The sequence below is a fragment of the Alteromonas sp. LOR genome (assembly GCF_000753865.1).
Taxonomy (GTDB): domain Bacteria; phylum Pseudomonadota; class Gammaproteobacteria; order Enterobacterales; family Alteromonadaceae; genus Alteromonas.
Genome location: NZ_JQFW01000006.1, coordinates 200,303 through 221,933, shown reverse-complemented (window position 1 = coordinate 221,933; position 21,631 = coordinate 200,303). Strand labels below are relative to the sequence as shown.

The window sequence follows — 21,631 nt, the reverse complement described above, 5'->3', positions numbered from 1 at the left end:
TGCGTGTATTCTAATGGTTAGACTTCACGCTTAAAAGCATCAATTCACGTAAAGCGACAGAAAACTTTGCAAATTCGTGGGTTGTGCTTGTTTTAAACTCAGACATCATGTGATACCAGCGCTTTAACAACACTTGGTTGCTGTCTATCCAATCATCAAGAATTTGATCCGCATCTGCAACATCGGTGCGTGATTGCAGCAAGTTAGCGGCAATAGAACGCTGCTGCCAATCCAACTCTTCTCTATAAGATGCACGAGCAAGAGCTTGCCAATGGTTGCTTACTGCCTGATTATTGATTTGGTCAAGGAACCAATGCAGTTCTAATCTAGACCCTAGTTGGTAATAAAGCTTGGCGACTACATCAGTCTCATGTTTATCTGCATCAACAATTTGCGCCAAATCGAAACTAGAGAACATGTTTGAGAAGCTAGCCACTTGATAGGCAATATCATGGGGCACGTCTTGCTCGATATATTTCTGCGTAGTAGCCTCAAGTTGCGAATATTCACTTTCCACCAAATAGTGCTGAAGGTTCTTTGACAAGGTATCGAACGTACCGCGATAGCTTGCGATGGCGTCTTCTATAGACTGAGCTTTATCGCCGTGTCGAATATACCAACGAGCGCCTCTGCGCATAATACGCCTTGCTTCATCAAGCATCGTAAGTTGAAGCTTGGCACAAATGACATTGTCTAAATCTTCGATACGGCTCCATAGGCTATCCATATTAAAAATACCGTGAACAATTGCATAGGCATCTGCAATTTCGCTCACGCTGGCGCCGGTTTCTTCCTGTAAGCGGAAAACAAAATTTAAGCCCATGTCGTTAACCATATTATTGGTTAATTTAGTGGCAATAATTTCACTACGCAGTGGATGCTGCTGCATATGTTCGTTAAAGCGGCTGCGAAGCACTTCAGGGAATGCCTCTAATAACAGACGAGCATGACATGGGTTATCGGTAACTTCAGGAATATTGAGCGCATCTTTCATCACCATTTTGCCGTAGGCAATTAACACACTCAGTTCAGGGCGCGTTAAACCTTGGTCTGTGGCAACGCGATCTGAAATTTCATCATCGCTTGGAATAAACTCCAACTCTCTGTTTAACTGCCCTTCTCTTTCTAAACCATGGATAAAGCGAAGTTGTTCTTTAAGCTGTTTTACACCAGCTAATTCGGTAATCGAAATAGACTGGGTTTGACGATAGCAATCTTTAAGCACAATAGCCGACACGTCATCCGTCATTTCGTAAAGCAGCTTGTTACGTTGTTTAACAGTCAGTTCGCCATCGTTAACTAAGCTGTTAAGCAGTATTTTGATGTTGACTTCGTTATCAGAGCAATCAACACCGCCCACATTGTCGATAAAGTCAGTGTTGACTCTGCCGCCGTTGGCTGCGTATTCAATACGACCTAGTTGGGTAACACCGAGGTTACCCCCCTCACCTACAATTTTCGCCTGAACGTCTTTACCGTTTACCCGTAAATCGTCGTTAGCGCGATCGCCCACCGCAGAATGTGATTCTTTAGAGCTCTTAATGTAAGTACCAATACCGCCATTCCACATTAAATCCACAGGCATCTTCAATACATTATGAATAAGCTCGTTGGGTGTCATGGTTTGTTGTCTAGTGCCTAACCATTTTTTCATTTCTGGGGTTAGCTTAATAGACTTAGCTGAGCGGTTAAATATACCACCGCCTTTTGAAATCAATTTGCTGTCGTAGTCTTCCCACGACAACCTTGGGTTTTCAAACAAGCGCTGACGCTCTTTATAACTGTCTGCTGCATTTGGATTAGGGTCGAAGAATATATGCAGGTGGTTAAATGCACAGATAAGCCTTGTATGCTCAGATAACAACATACCGTTACCAAATACATCACCCGCCATGTCACCCACACCGATACAGGTGAAATCGGTAGTTTGACAATTCACGCCCATTTCGCGGAAGTGACGCTTAACAGATTCCCAACCGCCTCTGGCTGTAATACCCATTTTCTTATGGTCGTAGCCAATGCTGCCACCTGAGGCAAACGCGTCGCCTAACCAAAAGTTAAATTCTTCTGCTATGCCATTGGCAATGTCAGAGAAAGTCGCGGTTCCTTTATCTGCGGCAACAACAAGATAAGGGTCGTCGTCATCCAATCGCACTACATCTTTGGGCGGTACGATTTCTCCGTTCACGATGTTGTCAGTAATATCCAGCAAGCTGGTTATGAAGGTGCGATAGCACGCTTGCCCTTCTGCTTGGATTGCTTCTCGGCCTTGCTCTACAGGGGCTTTCTTACAAACAAAACCACCTTTTGCACCAACCGGAACAATAACCGTATTTTTAACTTGCTGAGCTTTAACTAGGCCGAGCACTTCTGTACGGAAATCTTCTTGACGGTCTGACCAACGCAAACCACCGCGGGCTACTTTACCGCCTCGAAGGTGCACACCTTCAACCCGAGGACTGTATACAAAAATTTCGTACTTAGGCAGCGGAAGCGGCATGTCAGGAATAAGCTCAGGGAGCATTTTGAACGACACGTAAGACTTTTCGTTATCCGACTCATCAAGCTGATAGAAATTAGTACGCAGTGTGGCCGACATCATGTCTAAGTAACGACGGATAATTCTGTCATCATCAAGGTTGCTTACACCGTCTAGTTGAGACTTAATATCGGCAAGTATTGCGTCTTCTTTTTTCTTGTTGCGCTTTTTCTTCGGATTAAAGCGCTGGTCAAAGAAGTCTACTAATAAGCGAGCAATGTCAGTGTAGTTGGCTAACGTATTTGCAATGTAATCGTGGCTAAATGAGCTGCCTGTTTGACGCATGTATTTTGCATAGGCACGTAAAATAGTCACTCGGCGACCGGTGAGATTTGCACCGAGAATTAAGCGGTTAAACGCATCGTCTTCTAAGGTGTTATACCACACTTTAGCAAACGCATCTTGGAACAGTATTTGGGCGTTTTCCATGTCGAAATGCTGCCCGCTTTTGTGCAGCATTTTGAAATCCATGATCCAGTTATGCTCACCACCTGAACACGTTATTTTATATGGGCTCTCGTCAATTACGCGTAACCCAAAGTTTTCCAGCATTGGCAGTACATCCGACAGATGAATGGGCTCTGCTCGGTGGAACAATTTAAGTTTAACAATTTGACTCTCAGAGTCTTCTTCTTGGGGGCGATAGAACAACATATCTAAGGTATGTTTATCGTCTAGCATCTCCAATTTACCCATGTCTACCAACGCTGCTGATGGCAGGTTGTGTTCCATGTAGCTGCGAGAGAATGCATTGCTATATTTACGCTCTAATGACTTTCCAGACGCCTCGCCGTGAGATGCTGAAATAGCCGACGCAAGCCTGTCATTCCATGTTTTGGTAAGCTCGATGATATTTTGTTCTATTTCCTTCACATCAAATTCCGCATTGTTATCGTTAACTCGCGCTATGTAGTGTGTTCTTGCATAAACAGATTCAGAGAAGAAGGTTGTAAACTCCACCTCTTCTGATGCGTTAAGCGACACCTTTAATAGTTCTTGCGTCTCTTTACGCAACTGCGTGTTGTAGCGCTCTCTTGGTACAAACACCATGCACGAGAAAAAGCGACCAAAGGTATCTTTGCGTATGAATAAGCGAGAAATCCCTCGCTCCTGCATTTGGAAAATACCCATGACAATTTGAGCTAACTCCTGTGCTGGTGTTTGCAATAGCTCGTCTCTTGGGTAAGTTTCTACAATGTTAACAAACGCTTTGTAGGCGTGAGTACCCGGCTCGAAGCCTGATAAGGCACAGATAAGCTGAATCTTTTCGCTTAAAATTGGCAACTCAATAACGCTTTGGTTATAAAACGATGCCGAATACAGCCCTAGGAAGCGGTGCTCACCGACCACTTGACCATTATCGTTGAAAACTTTGACGCCGATATAGTCCATATACGCAGGGCGATGAACGCGAGCCCGAGTATTGGTCTTGGTTAAGATGAGGGGATTTTCACTTAACGCTTCACTGCGTGCTGAGGCTGGCAGCTTCGATAAAAGACGCTCGCGGTTGTTAACGGAGTTCTTTAGTAATCCTAGGCTGCTATCGTTTTTAGGGATCCAGCGATGGTCGCCTTCTATGGCTTTTACATCGTAATAACGGTAGCCCATCATGGTGAAGTTATGATCGCCCAACCAGTTTAGAAAGCGATTTACCTGGTCTTTTTGCTCAACGGACACGGGCCAGTTAAACGACTCGCTGGTTTTAATTACCGTGTGCAATGTGCTGGTCATATCTTGCCAATCAGCCACGGCAAGTGATACTTCATCGACCACTGAGTGAAGCTCTTTCGTCAGTATGTCGATATCTTTTTTGGAAGTTTGACGGTCAACTTCTATAAAAATAACGGTTTCTTTTTTCGCACCTTCCAGGGTTTTGCCCTGCTCAGAAAAGCTTTCCACTTTGTTGCTGGTGTCACGCTTAATGCCTATGGGGCTGTGCAAAAATAAATGTGCGGTTATGTTCAGTCTATTCAGCGACATTCGAACCGAATCAACGAGGAACGGCATGTCAGACACAATCACTTCAACAATAGTGTGGCTTGAGTGCCAACCGTGTTTTGCAATTTCTGGATTAAAGACGCGTATATGGGGCGCAGAGTTATCGAATCGAGAAAGTGCATTCCATAAACTCAGAGTTGCACCGTAAAGATCGCTGTCGTTGCGATTTTCTAAATCATCGCTTGATATGTTTTTATACAACAGACGTCCGAATTGCTGCACAAGAGACTTCTGCTTCGTATCTACTTTTTTATCGATAAGTGCGAATACATTATCTAGCAGTACTGAGTGTCGCTGTGAGGTGACTGTCATTTGTTAACCTTTTAGTAATATCGTAAGTGCTGAAAACCTTTGTATTTTCTCTAATAAAGCGGCTTATTAAAAGCCCCTTTTTAACCTTATATTAACAGCATAGATAACTATGCAGAAAACACCTAAAAAAAGGGCCTAAAGGCCCTTTTTTTTGATTAGCTATGCAAAAATAATTTATGCACCAGGGTCATTTTTGTTCCACCAGAGGAACCTAGCTAACGCTGGTAGTACAATTATTGCACCAAGCATGTTAACAACGAACATAAACGTGAGCAGTATTCCCATATCCATTTGGAATTTGAGCGATGAGAATACCCATGTGCTGACGCCAATTGCTAACGTTACTCCGGTAAATAACACCGCACTGCCGCGCTCTTTAAGCGCTGCGAAATAGGCTTCTTGTACCGTTGCACCCTGCTTCAACATAAGGCTCTTGGTCGATAGTATATAAATACCATAGTCCACCCCTATTCCCACACCCAGTGCGATAACTGGTAAGGTAGAGACGGTGAGACCAATTTGCAGATAGGTCATCAATGCTTGGGCCAGCACAGACACTACGTAAAGCGGTATAACAACCACTAATGTAGCGCGTATTGAACGGAAGCTGATTAAGCATAAAGCGATGACCGCACCGAATACATAGAGCATCATTGGATCTTGTGCTTCGCTAACCGCTTCGTTCGTTGCTGCCATAACACCCACCGGACCAGACGCTAAGCTAAACTTCATATCGTCAGTTTCATATTCGGTACGATAATCTTTAACCGCATCAACAACGCGAGAGATAGTTTCTGCCTTGTGATCTTCCATAAATAGAATGATAGGCATTACAGAGCAATCGCCGTTTAGAAGACCTGATGATGTAGGTACACGAGATATAGCTTGAACCAATGTTTGTTGGTTTCGTGGAATAACCTGCCACTTCACATTGCCTTCGTTGTAACCCGCATTCACAATTTTAGCGACTGACGCTAGAGACACTGCAGACTGAACGCCTTTGGTATTCTCCATTTTCCACTGGAAGTCGTCCATGGCTTTCATGACATTGTGTGATGTACACGCTTCAGGCGTGGTTTCTACCAAAATAGAAATGTAGTCAACGGTCACTTCGTATTTATCGGTAATTAAGAAGGTGTCTTGGTTATACCGAGAGTCTTCGTGAAGCGCTGGTGCACCGGCATGTAAATCACCGATTTTCATTTTTTGCGCTTGGAAGTGACCAAACACAAATAAGATAGCGGTAATAGTTAATATAATTGCAGCGGGTTTCTTACGTGAACAAGCAGCAATCATATCCCAGAACTTACTGTTCTCCTTTTCCTTGCCAGCAAATTTTTCTACATAGCGTTCGTCAAGCTTCAAGAAGCTCATCAATACAGGTAGTAACAGTAAGTTAGTTAAAATAATAACCGCTACACCCATACTCGCTGTAATCGCTAGCTCTCGGATGATACCAATATCGATAACCAGTAGGGTCATGAAACCAACGGTGTCAGAGAGCAGTGCAATACCGCCTGGCACAAGTAAGCTTCTAAATGCTGCCATGGATGCTTTTTTAGCACCAATACCCGTTACCGCCTGCTTCTCTACCGCATTTATCATTTGCACACCATGGCTTACGCCGATGGCAAACACTAAAAACGGGACAAGTATAGACATAGGATCCATACCAAAGCCGATAGAGGTGAGTAGACCAAGCTGCCAGATAACGGCAATCACAGAACACAGTAGTGGCAATACTGTTAACATTATGCTGCGAGAGAAGAAATACACCATGATGGCAGTAATACCAATGGCGATAGCAAAGAATACCAGTACGTCTTTGGCACCATCGGCTACGTCACCAATCATTTTGGCAAAGCCAATAATATGAATCGACGTATCTTCGTTTTCATATTGGCCGCGAAGCTGCTCTTCTAGCTCTGCCGCAAGGGCCAGTGTATCAAGGGGTTCGCCGGTTTGAGGGTCAATATCTAGCAGTTGCGCAGTTACCATTGCACAGCTGTAATCGCTTGCAACCTGTCGTCCAACAATATTGGCTTTTTCAATATTTGCCGCAACCAGCTCCAACGCTTCTGGGTTAGACGAGTTAAAGTCTGCAGGAATAACTGGCCCGCCAGCAAATCCGCCCTCAACGATTTCGGTAAATCGAGTGGACGGCGAAAACAGCGATATCACCAATGAGCGATTGACGCCGTTGATAAAGAAAAGTTGGTCGTGCACATTTTTTAATGTGCCGAAAAAATTCTTGTTAAAAATATCATCGTTTTTGTCGCATACAGACACGAGGATATTGTTTGCACCACCAAAATCTTGGCGATGTTCAATATAGGTCTGCATGTATTCATGATTAAGAGGAATGTTTTTTTCAAAACCAGCGTCTAAACGCATTTGAGAAGCTTGATAGCCCAGAAACACCGTTGCGATAGCGAATAGTGCTACCACAAGCTTTCGGTTACTGAAGACTAATTTTTCGAGAAAATGGGTCATTGCTTTTATTCTGCCCTATTTTAAATTCAACGTTTTAACGCCATTCGCTGATACCGCGAGATTCAGGCCTTTGAACTGCTTAGCATTAAGAATTGCAGCTTTATCTTCAATCTGAGATACCGAAATACCTTCCCCTGGCTTGCAATCAACAGGGTTTGCATATGGGTCGCGCATACTCGTCGGTATTGGTCTGTTGGCCTTCACCATTTTGCCGTTATTGCCAAGGGCATAAACAACAGAGTCTGAGCTAACAAGAATGGAATTTAGCGTACTGGTTGAACACGTTTGAATATATTCCCACGACGATTCATTGTGATTAATGAACATATTGCCGCGCAAACCAACCGCTAGCACTGAATTATCGTCAAGTGGCTTGATATCAAAAAACGAACCGGTGTAATCAACGCTGTAGCGTTCCCACGACTTGCCCATGTCGGTGCTTTTAGCCAATAGACCGGCTTCACCAGCAAGATATAGGGTATTGCCATCAAGCGTGATGCGATTGATATGGGGAAGAATAGATTCCAACTCTTGTTGATAAAAGGCTTCATCTTCTTTTCGGATGTCTTCCAAATATTCTCTATCATATGGGTCTAGCAAGGTTGCATGGCGTTCTGCATTCCACGTTTTCCCGCCATCTTCAGTGCGGTAAAACAAGCCATATGCCCCTGCGGCGACGCCCTGCATTTCGTCAAAAAAGAGCACGTCGAGAAAAGGACGCTGTAAATCAGGTTGGTACTGCTGCACCTCCCACGATTCACCTTTATCTGATGAATGAATAATAACGGCGTCGTGACCTACCGCCCATATATTGTCACCGACTACAGTAGTAGCGGTAAGCGTTGACTGAGTTGGAACTCGTTTTTGTTCGAAAACGTCTCCGTTTTCAGAAATAAGTACATGACCACGTTCACCGACAATAACAACAAACTGATCAGCGTCAATATCGAGCAGAACAGACTGTTCTACCAATGGTGCCATGAATACTTCTTCAGCGATTGCAGTGCTTACGTTATTCACTGCAAAGGCGGCGGCAATGCACGCTGCAATGGTTTTTTTCATATTGAACCATTCCCCCTAAAAATAATTGTCTGCAAACAAAAACGGTTGGCAAGTGCCAACCGTTTGGTGTGTAAGCCGATTAGCGCATACCTTCTCGTCGCAATGCTTGCGGCGTAAACTCAACATCTCGAGGACGTACAGTAAAGTCGTACATTTGCTCTTCGTTGTCTAAGCCGATGGCTAGATATCTACGAGAGTTCAAGTCATGGTACGAATCAAGTGTAGACCATTGAGTTGGTACTTCGTAGTAGTTTACACCATACGCTACTGCAACACGATATAGTTCGCCACGATTATCATACATATCAGCAACTTGAATCTGCCAGCTGTCTTCATCAATGAAGAACACACGTTTTTGATAGATATGGCGGAAGCCTTCTTTCAATGTAGCTTCAACCACCCAAACACGGTGTTTTTCCCAGCGTGTCAAATCAGGGTTAACATGATTTGGCGTAAGAATGTTTTCATAACTTGCGTTATCAGAATGTAATGCATAGTTGTTATACGCTACGTACATTTCTTGCTTACCAACCAAGTTCCAGTCATAACGGTTTGGTGAGCCGTTAAACATATCGAAATCATCGGTGGTACGCAGGCCATCAGCCGCAGTTCCCGGTGTATCATAAGCAATGTTTGGTGCTAGACGAACACGACGCTGTCCGGTGTTGTACGTCCATGCTTTACGCGGCTCTTTAACTTGATCAACGGTCTCGTGAACAAGCAAGGCTGTACCTGCCAAACGGGCTGGCTGAGTTACTTTTTGCTTGAACATAAACAACACGTTGTCTTCTGTTAGCTGTTCAGGCGTCGCATTATCTTCTGCGTACTTAATAAGCAGCTGCTCATCAAATCCGATAACGTTATAGTCACCGCCAGTGGTTACCGCTGCTTGTCCGCCGTTACGCTGAACTGCAGCACCACGATAACGCAAAATGTGGTTCCATATTGCCTCTAACCCATTTTGTGGAATAGGAAATGGAATACCAATCGCTGCGCCCTTAATACCATTACCACCGTCTAAAAGCTCTGCACGAGTCGCATTTGCTTTAGTCGCGTCATAAATAGCCTGCGGGTTTGAAGCAGAGCGACGTGTCGGATATACCGGCATGCGGAACGTCTCTGGATAGGTTTCAAACATTTTCATCTGCCCTTCAGACAGATGCTCAGAATACTCTTTGTAGTTCTTAGCGCTAATTTCAAATAACACTTTGTCTTCAGGGAACGGATCAGGATGATGGTCGCCGACTGAGTATCCTGCTGGCACAGAGGTAATACCCCCTGTCCACGCTGGGATGCTGCCGTCTGCATTAGCGGCAACTTCACCACCGAGTGGTGTCAAATCTTTACCCAGTTTACCGGCTTCGGCATCTGAGACTTTCGCCATGGCGCTTGCACCAGACAACGCTAGTGACAAGGCGGCTGCGATAATTCCTACTTTTCTAATCATAAGTACCACTCTTTAGATTGCATATTTGATGTTAAATGACAAAAAGTCTCTGTCTGCAAGAGCATTAGTTGTTCCAATGCCTCCCCAGAACGCGCTGTATGACGCCGTAGCAGACCACTTACTTAAGTAGTCAAATGTCATTGATAAAGCAGCAGACTTAACATCTTCTGTGAAAAGGAATAGAGGATCAGGCGTGGTGCCCTCTACGTCATGTGAAAACGTTGCGCGAACACGCAGGTTCATACCGGCATAAATTGAATTATAATCGGCAACAGCAAGTAATCGATAGCCCCATGCATCATCAGTGGCGAACGGATTAGTTTCCGGTCCGTCTGACAATCCTTGGTGAAGGCCTTGACGCAGGTTACCCGTTGCCGTTGGCTCTAAAGATGGCGTTCTTGCCGTACCAGGTGCATTCAGTCTCACCACGTTTGGATCTGGCATATCAACAATGTTTACGTAACCGGCTTCACCGAGTAATACAAAGTTATCTGCACCAAATTTAGGGCCAAATACGTGAGACGCAGTAAACTGCATCTGCCATGTATCAGAGAAAATAAAGCCTTGGGCTGTTTCACCCGGACCTACTGCTCTTCCGATATTATTTAGCTGAGAAATTCCTGCAAGGTCAGGACGCAAACCAGCATTGGCAAGCTGTTCTGGCATGCCCATGTAAAGTAGTTCAACGTCGTCTATTTGAAGCGGCTCATCAACACGGTAAGCAAATTCACCGGCCAATGCCGTTGTGCCAATGTTTGTGTTGAAGCTCATACCATACAGTTTGATATCTTCAGGGTAGAAAAACTCTGATTTTGTAAACGCACGTAAGTCTGTGATGTTATCGCGCGTTATTTCATTACCTGCAAGAAACGCAAGGTCAGCACCAATACCAGCTTGTGTAAAGTCTGACGTAATACCTGAAATAAGTGGACGCTGACTATGGTAGTTAATGTGATAGAAGCTGAATTCAGTCTCGTTAATCTCTGGTGAAAACACGGTTAAACGCAAGCCGTACTGACCTTGATCATCTGCTTCGTTGTGCGGGTCATCGCCAAAACCACGAACGGCAACCTTAGTTGGATACGCTAGATAGGCTTGAGAAATATCTGCTGCGTCCGCACCAGAACGCAACAAGTCGCCATAGCCGTTTAGTGCAGATAGCAAGTGCTCTAAATCAATATCTGGGTTACCACTGAAACCTAGTTGGATATTCTGGCGTTGACCGCCGTCTCCCGCAAAGTCGTTACCGGCAAAATAACTGCCTGAAACAGGTAGCCAACTGCGCTGGAACTCGTATTGATAATAGCCCGATACACTCACGTCAGGCGTTAAGCCTAATGACGCGTAGACCATACCAACAGGTAAAAATACTTCTCTTAGCTCGGCGCCAGGTGCGCGAGCACGAGTTACGTCAACAGGGTTGGTGGTGTTTATACCATGCTGGATAAACGTACTTTCACCCCAGCTGATCACCTGACGTCCAACACGCAAGGTAAGTGGCTTATCGCCTACCCACCAATCGCCGTAGAAAAAGGCATCGTACAAACGTACATCAGTACACAGTAAGTCTTCTGCTTCTGGATCCTGACATAAGTCGTATTGGTTGCCCGTTATAGGGTTTGAATATGGGCGGTCACCGTCCATTTGCTCAAAGTCATAGAACCAAAATCCGCGAGCAAAGAAGCCGTAATCACCGAAGTTAATGTCTAGTTCGTGAGTACCTGAAATCTGTGTTGCGAATGCGTCGCCTGGATCGTGTGCTAAGTTACCTAAATCACCGTTGGTAGAGTAACCACCATCGGCTAAGCCCCATACATCACCACTAGAATAAAGTGGGTTGAATGCAGCGTGGTAGCCAGTCCAGTTAAATTGAGGATGATTACTGTTACCGATTAAATCATAATCTCTAGCTTCCGTACGAATACTTGTTGCAAGCGAGAACGTTGAATCTAACGTAATGCTTACATCACCTACTTGCCAATTAGCGGCGTGAGCAGGTACTGCAGCAGCACCTAGCAGAGTGAGAACCCCTGCAGCAATTGGTGATATTTTAAAAGCGCTAGGCCTGTTTTTCATATTTTTATACTCCCAAGTCGACGCGTGTGCATGCCCGACATCATGACCAACCATAACGATTAACAAAATCATTACATCATTTTACCAGAACCGCAAGAACTAATCCTACCAGTTAACAACTTTTACAACATTAATCGTATCAAATAGTTATTGCTTTATGCTGAGTATAAAAGCCATTTATGCGGTTGTACAAAATTCTGCTTGAAAGTGCGCAAAAATCGCTCACTTGTGAGTGTTTTGTGATAGCGGGGTTATGCGCCCTCGCTTACTTAATTATCTAAGGCGTTCTATAGCCCTTATTTTATTGTGCTGATCTACAATCATACGGAAACGCCCTTTCACCCCGTCCGAGGTGATAAACTGGCGCAAACGATTGGTGGGAACCTGCACCCGAACGCCAGATTCTGCCATCATGACAACGCTCGGTACCCCAGGTGAATATAATGCCTCACACTGGGTGTAAGGCACACTTATAGAGAAATAAAATACGCTATCTGTTGGTTCAATCTGCGCCATAAGCAAGGCTCTTGCTCACTTTTTCAAAAACATCTTTGCTCAGTCCTTTGTGGTTAAGCAAGCGACCTAGCTGTTCTTTCATTAGCGTTTGATGTTCAACTGCAAACCCCTGCCATTGGGTTAATGGCGTTACGATGCGAGCAGCAACTTGTGGATTCAATGTATCGAGTTTAAGTAAATAATCAGTAACAAATTTATAGCCACTACCGTCTAGCGCATGAAACATCTCGCTATTATAAAACGCGAAGCTACCAATGACTGAGCGAACTCGATTGGGATTACTCATAGTAAACTGAGGGTGTTCACACAACATCGTTATTGTAGCGAAGATATCCTTAGATGCTTGCGTAGCGTGTAGCGCAAACCATTTGTCCAGAACAAGCGGGTCGTTACTCCACTTTTGCTCGAACTTCGCCATGAGCGAATCAAAGGTGTCACGCTGACAAAACTGTGCGCCTCGCAACGCTCCGAGCGCGTCGGTCATGTTATCTGCTTGATCAAATTGCTCAATAACAAGGCTTTCGTGCTGCGGTAACCGCGCCAAGTGTGCAAGAACAACATTCTTACAACGTCGCTGATTCACTGCATTCTGGTTGTAAGCATACGGGACACTTTCAATGCTATTAAATACATCAAGCAATGATGACTCGAGATGCTGTGCAAATTGAGAACAAAATGCCTTTCGAGCAGCACTTAAGATTTCAACATTTATCGATGTTCTAGACTGGCAGAGCGTTTCAAATGAAGGAATAACCAGACATTCGCTGAGTAGTTCAACATTATCCTGCTCACGTGCAATGGCTTCTCTTATGCCCGCCCAAATATCGTCATCGATAGATTTGGTAGGAACACTTTCTAATTCACTGATACAGCGATTGTAGATAGACTGCATTGCATCCCAGCGATTAAATGCATCTTTGCCATATTTGAAAATGGTTAATAAGGAGGTAGTTGGTAACTCGTTATTCACTTTTGCAGGGGCTGAGAAGTTGCCTAATACCACCGGGGTCAATGTCTTGTCTGGAGCATCGATGGTGAAGGACACCGATTCTTTATCTAAAATGACCATTCCATCATTAATAATGGCTTCATTGTCGGTGTACTGCACTCCGTCTTCGTCCATCACTTCCATTTTGATGGGCATGTATAACGGATGCTTTTCACTCTGCTCAGAGGTAGCCGGCGTATGCTGAGATAATGTAATGGAATGTTTGCCATCGTCGAGCTTACTCTGCTTAACACTGATAATGGGCGTACCAGATTGACTATACCAACGTGCAAACTGGCTGAGATCTAACGACGTTGCCGATTGCATAGCAGAGACGAAGTCATCACAGGTTACAGCTTGCCCATCATGGCGTTTAAAGTATTCATCCATACCTTTTCTAAACCCACCTGGGCCAAGCAGTGTGTGGAACATACGAATAACTTCAGCACCTTTATCATACACCGTTACCGTGTAGAAATTGTTCATCTCTATCACTTCATCGGGTCGTATGGGATGGCTCATTGCACTTGCGTCTTCGGCAAACTGGTGTTCGCGCATCACGCGCACATGCTTAATACGATTGCTAAGTTCTGACGTCATATCAGCGCTAAACTGCTGATCTCTAAATACCGTAAGCCCCTCTTTCAAACTAAGCTGAAACCAATCCCGACAGGTGACTCGGTTCCCGGTCCAGTTATGAAAATATTCATGGGCAATAACCGCTTCCACATTAAAGAAGTCATCGTCGGTAGCCGTGTTTTGGTCGGCCAAAACAAACTTACTGTTAAATACATTGAGGCCCTTGTTTTCCATTGCTCCCATATTGAAAAAGTCTACCGCAACTATCATGTAAATATCGAGGTCGTATTCTAGACCGAAGACCTCTTCATCCCATTTCATTGCGCGTTTTAACGATTCAAGGGCGAACGTACCTTGGCTTTGTTTCCCCTTATCCACATAAAGTTCAAGCGCAACCTCTTTACCGCTAGCTGTGGTAAACGTATCAGAGAGCATGTCAAAGTCGCCTGCCACTAGGGCAAAGAGATAACACGGCTTCGGATGTGGGTCGTGCCATTTAACAAAATGTTGGCCGTTACTTAACTGCCCTTTGTCAATGGGGTTACCGTTGGAAAGTAACATAGGAAACGATGTATCCCCCACCACGGTTACCGTATAAACCGACAGCACATCAGGGCGGTCCATAAAGAAGGTAATACGCCTGAACCCTTCTGCCTCACACTGCGTGCAGTAAGCACCGCCAGAAAGATATAAGCCCTCTAATGCTTTGTTGTGATCAGGGGCTATAGTGGTTTCAATCTCGAGTGTAAATTCATCGCTCTCAACAGGAATTGTCAGAGAGGATTCGTCAAGTACATAGCCTGGGCTGTTATCACTTTTATGTGACAGTTCGATACCGTCAATGGTGAGTTTGTTGACAGGAAGGTTGTCGCCGTCTAATACCAAGGCGTCTTGATGACTACCCTGTCTTTTTATACGCAATGAACTGAATACGCGAGTTTCAGTTGGATGAAGTGTGATGTGTAAATCTACGGTAGAGATAGCAAAGGCCGGCGGCATGTAATCCGCTCGGCGTTTAATTTGAACTGACATAGAACTCCTCAATGAAGCGTCTATATAATGTTTATACGGACCCTTCGCTTTTCGTTTCAAATGTTGGCGGCGTTATACGCAAAATTTTAATTCCCAAATAGGCGTAAACGATAGCAAGAAATGGATTAATTAAGTTAAAGAACGCATAGAAAATGTAATCAAAAGGATTCACTAGCAGCACGCTATGCATATAGGCACCGCAAGTGTTCCAAGGAATAAGTGGTGATGTAAGCGTACCGCCATCTTCTAAACTGCGTGATAGGTTTAGTTGGTCTAACCCTCTTTTAGCATATTCTTCTTTATACATGCGGCCAGGCATTACAATAGCAATATACTGGTCGGCAGTGACTAAGTTTGTCGCGAAGCACGTCATAATGGTTCGGCTTACCATATCACCAGCAGATTTTGCGCCTAGCAAAATAGTGGCTACAGCTCGCTTGAGCAGTCCGACTCGCTCTAACACAGCACCAAAAGACATGGCACATATTATCAGCCATATTGTATTGAGCATTGAGGACATCCCGCCTCGAGATAATAAGCTATTTAAATTCTCATCAGGTGTTGAAAAGCTCACTCCATCAAACAAAGCTGTCCATACTACTTTTAATGCACCTATACTTGCAGTGTCATTGGAGCTTGCCATTGCAGCGACGACATCCCATTGGAATATAATGGCCCAAATACCGCCGAGTAACGCGCCGATAAACACGGCTGGAAACGCCGGCATTTTTTTAATCGCTAAAGTAAGGAGCACAACAAGTGGCACAAGAAGGTGCCATCCAAGATTAAAAGACTCACTGAGAAGTTGCTGCATTTGCTCAATACGCTCGGCCTTCGCTTCACCTACTTCACTAAACCCGATAACAGTAAACAGAATAAGCGCAATAACAAAGCTTGGGATTGTGGTCCAGAGCATGTAGCGAATGTGGTCGAAAAGATCGGTTCCTGCTACTGCTGGCGCTAAATTAGTGGTTTCAGACAGTGGCGAAATTTTATCACCAAAATAGGCACCAGACACCACTGCCCCCGCGGTAATAGCCGCTGACATTTCCATACCTGCTGAAACGCCCATTAGCGCAACACCCACAGTCGCTGCTGTCGTCCACGAACTGCCTATGCTCATGGCAACCACTGCGCATATTAAACAGGTCGCGGCGTAGAAAAACGAAGGATTAAGAAGTTCGAGGCCAAAATAAATCAACGTAGGCACTGTTCCAGACAGCATCCACGTGCCAATTAAAGAGCCAACCGCAAGCAATATAAGACATGCTCCCAATGACATTGAAATGCCATCGACTATGCCTTTTTCTATTGTTTTCCAGCTATAGCCGTTTTTCATTCCAATAATGGCTGCCATACCCATTGCTAACAACAAGGCTATTTGATTAGGGCCGTATGACGAATTATCTTCAAACAGATAAACGGCAGTTCCCATCATAAGAACCAGTGCAACAATCGGAATTAAGGCATCTAAAAGTGACGGTGTTTTTAACTCTTTATTAGTCATTGTTATTATTTTATAAAACCTTTTTTGAAAGCTATTTATTTTTGCGAGCTTCTTAAATCAACAGTTCCTTCGATCAAGAGCTCTTGAATTAAGCGCTTTTAAAATTGAGAGCACTGATTTTAAAAGCCGCTTACATTCAAACGCGTCGCTGAAAAATTTGCGTTTAATATTACCTAAAAAACAGAGCGATAGAACATGAGCGCGATAATAACAGGACAAACAAAACGCACGTACCACGGCCAAATTTTCCAAAATAATCCGTGCTCTACGTTTTCGTTGCCCTCTTTAAGCTCAGCAAGTATGGCATCTCTGCGCCACACCCAACCAGCGAAAATACACAGCACTAAACCTAGCAGTGGCTGGCTGTATTCTGTAGTTAACGCAATAACGAACCCAAACAACATATCGAAATTAAGAATTATGATACAGCTGAGAATGAAAATTAACGCAGTCATGAATACCACGGCCTTGCCGCGCTGCAAACCTTTACTCTCTACCATGAACGCGACCGGTACTTCTAACATGGAAATAGAAGAGGTCACCGCCGCAATGGCCATAAGCGCAAAGAAAGTGAACGACACGAAAACACCTACAGTGCCAATAGTGTCAAACAACGCGGGAAGTACTTTAAAAATAAGTGTGTCGCCTTGAATTAAGGCACCATCAGGGGTGAATATTTCTACGCCGTTGTTCAATGCAACGTACATCGATGGAATGATAAGCATACCTGCTATTACCGCTACACCAATGTCAACCAGCGCCACCGAGGCTCCAATCGTTGGCAGGTTTTCTTTTTTACTCAAGTATGAGCCATACACTAACATTGTGCCCACACCCAAAGACATTGAGAAGAAAGCTTGCCCCATGGCATTAATTAATAAGTCAGGGTCGAGTACTCGTGAGAAATCAGGGACTAAATACGCACTCCATCCTTCACCTGCACCGGGCTGCATACTGACATATACGATAAGCGCTAGTATGAGAATGACTAAGGTTGGCATCAATCTAACTGACCATTTTTCAATACCGGCTTTAACACCACCGACTACGATAAATGCAGTTAACATCATGAATAAGGCGCAGAAAATAACGTTACGCGTAACGGAAGAGGTAAGAAGCCAATCGCTTGCAGACTGCAGTCCTACTAGCCTTACCGCTGAGTCAGCAAAGTAGACCAGCATCCAGCCACCGACTATGGCATAGAAGGCTAAAATGAGAGAAACGGTAACACAGCCCCAAATGCCGGTTGCTCTACCTACATAACTGCCTGATATTTTGCCAAGCGCGTCGACCATATTTGAGCGTGTACTACGACCAATGATCAACTCGGCCATTAGGACAGGATAAGCTAGGACAAAGGCCAGTAATAGATAAACGAGTACAAATGCAGCACCGCCGTTACTTGCTACTTTTGTGGGGAAACCCCAGATATTTCCAAGCCCAACCGCTGAGCCTGCAGCCGCCAGCACGAATCCTATTCGAGAAGAAAACTCGCCTCGTATCGCCATGTTATTTGCCTTTATTATTGTTGTAATATTTGTATAGACACAAAAAAAGGGCTGGCCCTAGACCAGCCCTTTTCCGACAGCGCTTAATGTGTAGTGATAGCGTATCGGCCTGTTTCAATCATATCGAAAGTAATATTTGCCGCCTCGTCTAAAAACGGGTCCAACTCTTCCATGTCTTCTGGAAGGTCATCAAGCGTCGTTACCGGCTCTAAACCAAGACGCTGCAGGCGTTCGTTAGCGCGTGCTAATGATTTTACCTCAGCTTCTTTTTTCTTGGCTTCTCTTTCAGCCTTTACAAGTGATATGAAATCTTTGTCTTTATTCTTTTTGTATTCCTCGATGTCATCATTGATGTATGAAAACTCGGGGTTTTGCATAATTCGTTTACTGTGCTTCGCGGATAATACGTCTAACGCGGATTGGCCGTCAGCAAACGTAGTGTAGTTGGCCCTGTTAATGCTATCCCATGGAAGCGCGTTATCGGCCTGACTTTCGCCCCACTCTGCAGGTTCGATAGCCGAGGGATACAAAATATCGGGAATAACACCTTTATGCTGTGTGCTGCCGCCATCAATTCGATAGAATTTAGCAATAGTAAACTGCACGCTGCCTAACGGGTTGTCGTACAGATCGTAAATTTTACCTAGGCCACGATGCTGCTGAACCGTACCTTTACCGAAGGTTTGCTCACCAACAATTAAGGCGCGATTGTAGTCTTGCATTGCTGCTGCAAAAATTTCTGAGGCTGATGCGCTGTAACGGTCAACAAGCACAGTCAGTGGGCCGTCATAAGATACTTTCCCATCGGTGTCACGATTAACGCTAATCTTAGATTGTCCGTATCGAATTTGAACCACGGGACCTTTTTCAATGAAAAGTCCAGACAGCAATGTTGCTTCTGTTAACGAACCGCCGCCATTTCCGCGAAGGTCGACAATAACGCCTTTCACGTTTTGTGACTTTAACGCTTCAATTTCTTTTGCAACGTCAACACTTAGGTTATTGTAAAAACTGGGAATGGTAATAACGCCTAAGGGCTGCCCTGAATGCGGACCTTCGTCAGGTACATACACTTCAGACTTTGCCGCTCTATCTTCCAGTTTTATCTTATCTCGGGTTAGTTTTACTACTGATGTTGTTTTTGATTCTGTTGCGCCCTTCTCTACTTGCAAGCGCACCATGCTTCCCTTTGGACCTTTAATCAACTCGACGACTTCGTCGAGTCTCCATCCAATAACATCAACAAACTCTTCATCGTCTTGAGCTACACCAACAATTTTGTCTTCTGGCTTGATTGCCCCAGACTGGTCTGCTGGACCACCTGGCACTACACTCTTAATAATGGTGTAGTCATCTTCGCTTTGCAGTACCGCACCTATACCTTCAAATGATAAGTTCATTTCCATTTGGAAACGGTCTGCATTTCGAGGAGAAAGGTAACTCGTATGTGCTTCGATGGTTCTTGCAAACGCGTTCATGGCAGTTTGAAAAACATCTTCGCTTTTCGCCTGCTTTGTACGTTTTATTGCACGGGTATAACGCTTAGTAAGTAGCTCTTTCGCTTCTTCCCACGTTTTATCCGCCAATATCAGGTTCAGCGCATCGTATTTAACTCGCTGACGCCAAATTTCGTCAAGTTCGGCAGTGTCTTTCGCCCAATCGGCGTCTTCTCTGTCGTAATAGAACTTGTCGTTTTCTTTAGCAAAATCAAAAGGGCCATTATCGAGCAATGCGAGTGCATATTCATAACGCTCGACCCTGCGCTTAGCAGTAACATTGTACATGTCATAAGCAATGGATAAATTACCTTTGCCCAACGCATCGTCAAACAAATCACGGTATTTTTCAAAGCTTACGACATCGTCTAATAAAAGCACTTGTTTGTTGTGGTCAAGTGACTCTATGAAACGTTGATAAACGCGGGCTGAAAGAAAATTATCCAACGAAATTTCTTTGTAGTGGGCGCGAGTGAATAATGCACTTACTCTTTTAGCTGCCACACTGTGCTGGGATTCCTGTTGAAGAATAGGAAGCTCATCAACGTCTGGTGTTGACGTAACTGCACCAGCGCCGACGCCTACCGTCAAAAATGCGCTAGCAATAGAAATTCGAAGGATATCTTTCATATTTACGACCTCTTGGAACGTGCCAAACGTAAAGCATCTGCTTTTACTTTTACCACCATACCTGTATCAAGCTGAACATGAATACCGTCTTTAGCAATCTCGGTGATAGCCGCTGGCATAGGTTCTTTACCCAGCTTAACGGTAACGCGAGTGCCTTGCTTCATGTCATCTTCAGTTAACTTAGCAGGTGGCGTAGTATTTGGTCTGTTATTCTTCGGTTTAGTTCCGCGCTTTGCCTCAGGTTGCGCAGAATTAGCCGGTTTTTCGCCTTTAGGACGATTGAACTGACGCTTTTCTGAACGCTTAGGCTGCTGTGCTAGCTTTGCCTTACGTTTTTCTGCAGCCTTAGCTTTACTCTCTTCGAGTTGCTTTTGCGCGTGATCTGAATGTTCTTTCTCAATTGCTTCGCCCTTTTCACCATCAAGGTCAACGCGGTGAGCGCCTTCTTTAATGCTGTATAAGTAACGCCAACTGTTTGTGTAATGACGAAGGGTTGAGCGCAATAGCGTTTTACTCACGCGCTCTTCATCGTCTAACCGTTGAGCAAGATCTTGAAAAATACCAATCTTAAGTGGGAGGGCCTCGCCTTCAATGCTAAAACATTTTGGGAAGGTCTCTGCAAGGAAAGCAATAACTTCCTTACTCGTAGTAAACTTCTCTGTTGATTCCATTAACTTTCTAAATTATTCAGGAGATTTCATCGTTATTTGCATCATCCCAAGTTGCCAGCGTGTGGTCAACCCAATCGAGCAATTCGTCGTCATCAATTTCTAATAAATGTGCATCTTGTTGCCAAGACTCCCAAGCGTAGTGCAAAATTTGCTCTAAACGCTGTGTTTCTATATCTTCTTCAGCAGCATCATATATCCCGTGAAGAATGAAGTTTAAACGTTCAGATGCCTCATCTGGGTCATCATGAACGTCTTCCATGTCCTCGAATGTAGATAATACTACATGAATATCGACGTTTGATTTCATAGTGCTTGCTGAGATTCAATCAATATATTCGCAATTTCGACAAGGCCATCCTCATCATCTTGCGTGAAGCGAGCGTGATTTGGACTGTCTATATCCAATACACCGATTAATGCGTTGTTAACCACAATGGGTACAACAATTTCAGAATTTGACGCCGCATCGCATGCAATGTGACCATCGAACCCGTGAACATCGTCAATTCGCTGAACGGTTTGTGTGGACGCACTGGTACCACATACGCCTTTTCCCATTGGAATTCGAATACAAGCAGGCTGACCTTGAAAAGGCCCAAGAACCAGCTGTTCGTCTTTGTACAGGTAAAAACCAGCCCAGTTTACATCTTCGAGACCATTAAACAGCAGTGCACTGATGTTTGCCATATTGGCAATTAAGTCCTGCTCGCCCGATACCAAGCTTTTCGCTTGGCTTATTAGCTGGCTATAGTGTTGTTGTTTCAAACGGTAACCCTG

Annotated in this window: 13 protein-coding genes; all 13 read right to left on the bottom strand. The window is 44.4% G+C overall.

Annotation, left to right across the window (positions count from 1 at the left end):
• Nucleotides 1–10 precede the first annotated feature (10 nt).
• Nucleotides 11–4,849 (bottom strand): NAD-glutamate dehydrogenase, encoded by a 4,839-nt coding sequence (locus tag JV36_RS0103420; RefSeq protein ID WP_032094114.1) that lies wholly within the window; start codon nucleotides 4,847–4,849, stop codon nucleotides 11–13.
• A gap of 174 nt (nucleotides 4,850–5,023) precedes the next feature.
• The gene (locus JV36_RS0103415; protein WP_032094115.1) at nucleotides 5,024–7,342 is read right to left on the bottom strand and encodes an efflux RND transporter permease subunit; all 2,319 of its coding nucleotides are present in this window, start codon (nucleotides 7,340–7,342) and stop codon (nucleotides 5,024–5,026) included.
• Nucleotides 7,343–7,357: 15 nt separating this feature from the next.
• Nucleotides 7,358–8,404, bottom strand: coding sequence for a WD40/YVTN/BNR-like repeat-containing protein (locus JV36_RS0103410; RefSeq protein ID WP_032094116.1), 1,047 nt, complete (start codon nucleotides 8,402–8,404; stop codon nucleotides 7,358–7,360).
• Between the two features lie 79 nt (nucleotides 8,405–8,483).
• On the bottom strand, nucleotides 8,484–9,851 hold the full coding sequence (locus JV36_RS0103405; RefSeq protein ID WP_032094117.1) for a DUF1329 domain-containing protein: 1,368 nt from the start codon (nucleotides 9,849–9,851) through the stop codon (nucleotides 8,484–8,486).
• Nucleotides 9,852–9,863: 12 nt separating this feature from the next.
• A complete protein-coding gene (locus JV36_RS0103400; protein ID WP_032094255.1) occupies nucleotides 9,864–11,927 on the bottom strand; it encodes a DUF1302 domain-containing protein in 2,064 nt (687 codons plus the stop codon).
• Nucleotides 11,928–12,200: 273 nt separating this feature from the next.
• A complete protein-coding gene (locus JV36_RS0103395) occupies nucleotides 12,201–12,443 on the bottom strand; it encodes a DUF2835 family protein (protein WP_032094118.1) in 243 nt (80 codons plus the stop codon).
• Nucleotides 12,430–15,042 (bottom strand): aminopeptidase N, encoded by a 2,613-nt coding sequence (gene pepN / locus JV36_RS0103390; RefSeq protein WP_032094119.1) that lies wholly within the window; start codon nucleotides 15,040–15,042, stop codon nucleotides 12,430–12,432. The genes JV36_RS0103395 and pepN overlap by 14 nt, the downstream gene beginning before the upstream one ends.
• Nucleotides 15,043–15,073: 31 nt before the next feature.
• Nucleotides 15,074–16,549 carry a Na+/H+ antiporter NhaC gene (gene nhaC, locus JV36_RS0103385; protein WP_032094120.1) on the bottom strand — a complete coding sequence of 492 codons (1,476 nt, stop codon included), beginning with the start codon at nucleotides 16,547–16,549 and terminating at the stop codon, nucleotides 15,074–15,076.
• Between the two features lie 173 nt (nucleotides 16,550–16,722).
• Nucleotides 16,723–18,057 (bottom strand): sodium-dependent transporter, encoded by a 1,335-nt coding sequence (locus JV36_RS0103380; protein WP_032094121.1) that lies wholly within the window; start codon nucleotides 18,055–18,057, stop codon nucleotides 16,723–16,725.
• An 83-nt stretch (nucleotides 18,058–18,140) separates the two neighbouring features.
• On the bottom strand, nucleotides 18,141–20,183 hold the full coding sequence (gene prc / locus JV36_RS0103375; protein WP_032094122.1) for a carboxy terminal-processing peptidase: 2,043 nt from the start codon (nucleotides 20,181–20,183) through the stop codon (nucleotides 18,141–18,143).
• A 2-nt stretch (nucleotides 20,184–20,185) separates the two neighbouring features.
• Complete coding sequence (gene proQ / locus JV36_RS0103370) at nucleotides 20,186–20,854, bottom strand: RNA chaperone ProQ (RefSeq protein ID WP_032094123.1); 669 nt, start codon at nucleotides 20,852–20,854, stop codon at nucleotides 20,186–20,188.
• 16 nt (nucleotides 20,855–20,870) lie between these two features.
• Nucleotides 20,871–21,161: a hypothetical protein gene (locus JV36_RS0103365; RefSeq protein WP_032094124.1), complete on the bottom strand. Its 291-nt coding sequence runs from the start codon at nucleotides 21,159–21,161 to the stop codon at nucleotides 20,871–20,873.
• Nucleotides 21,158–21,619 (bottom strand): GAF domain-containing protein, encoded by a 462-nt coding sequence (locus JV36_RS0103360; RefSeq protein ID WP_032094125.1) that lies wholly within the window; start codon nucleotides 21,617–21,619, stop codon nucleotides 21,158–21,160. The genes JV36_RS0103365 and JV36_RS0103360 overlap by 4 nt, the downstream gene beginning before the upstream one ends.
• Nucleotides 21,620–21,631: the final 12 nt, after the last annotated feature.

Coding starts and splice junctions, on each gene's coding strand:
- nhaC (WP_032094120.1), bottom strand. CDS start 16,549: ATGACTAATAAAGAGTTAAAAACACCGTCACTTTTAGATGCCTTAATT.
- JV36_RS0103415 (WP_032094115.1), bottom strand. CDS start 7,342: ATGACCCATTTTCTCGAAAAATTAGTCTTCAGTAACCGAAAGCTTGTG.
- JV36_RS0103400 (WP_032094255.1), bottom strand. CDS start 11,927: ATGAAAAACAGGCCTAGCGCTTTTAAAATATCACCAATTGCTGCAGGG.
- proQ (WP_032094123.1), bottom strand. CDS start 20,854: ATGGAATCAACAGAGAAGTTTACTACGAGTAAGGAAGTTATTGCTTTC.
- JV36_RS0103410 (WP_032094116.1), bottom strand. CDS start 8,404: ATGAAAAAAACCATTGCAGCGTGCATTGCCGCCGCCTTTGCAGTGAAT.
- pepN (WP_032094119.1), bottom strand. CDS start 15,042: ATGTCAGTTCAAATTAAACGCCGAGCGGATTACATGCCGCCGGCCTTT.
- JV36_RS0103405 (WP_032094117.1), bottom strand. CDS start 9,851: ATGATTAGAAAAGTAGGAATTATCGCAGCCGCCTTGTCACTAGCGTTG.
- prc (WP_032094122.1), bottom strand. CDS start 20,183: ATGAAAGATATCCTTCGAATTTCTATTGCTAGCGCATTTTTGACGGTA.
- JV36_RS0103380 (WP_032094121.1), bottom strand. CDS start 18,057: ATGGCGATACGAGGCGAGTTTTCTTCTCGAATAGGATTCGTGCTGGCG.
- JV36_RS0103395 (WP_032094118.1), bottom strand. CDS start 12,443: ATGGCGCAGATTGAACCAACAGATAGCGTATTTTATTTCTCTATAAGT.
- JV36_RS0103420 (WP_032094114.1), bottom strand. CDS start 4,849: ATGACAGTCACCTCACAGCGACACTCAGTACTGCTAGATAATGTATTC.
- JV36_RS0103365 (WP_032094124.1), bottom strand. CDS start 21,161: ATGAAATCAAACGTCGATATTCATGTAGTATTATCTACATTCGAGGAC.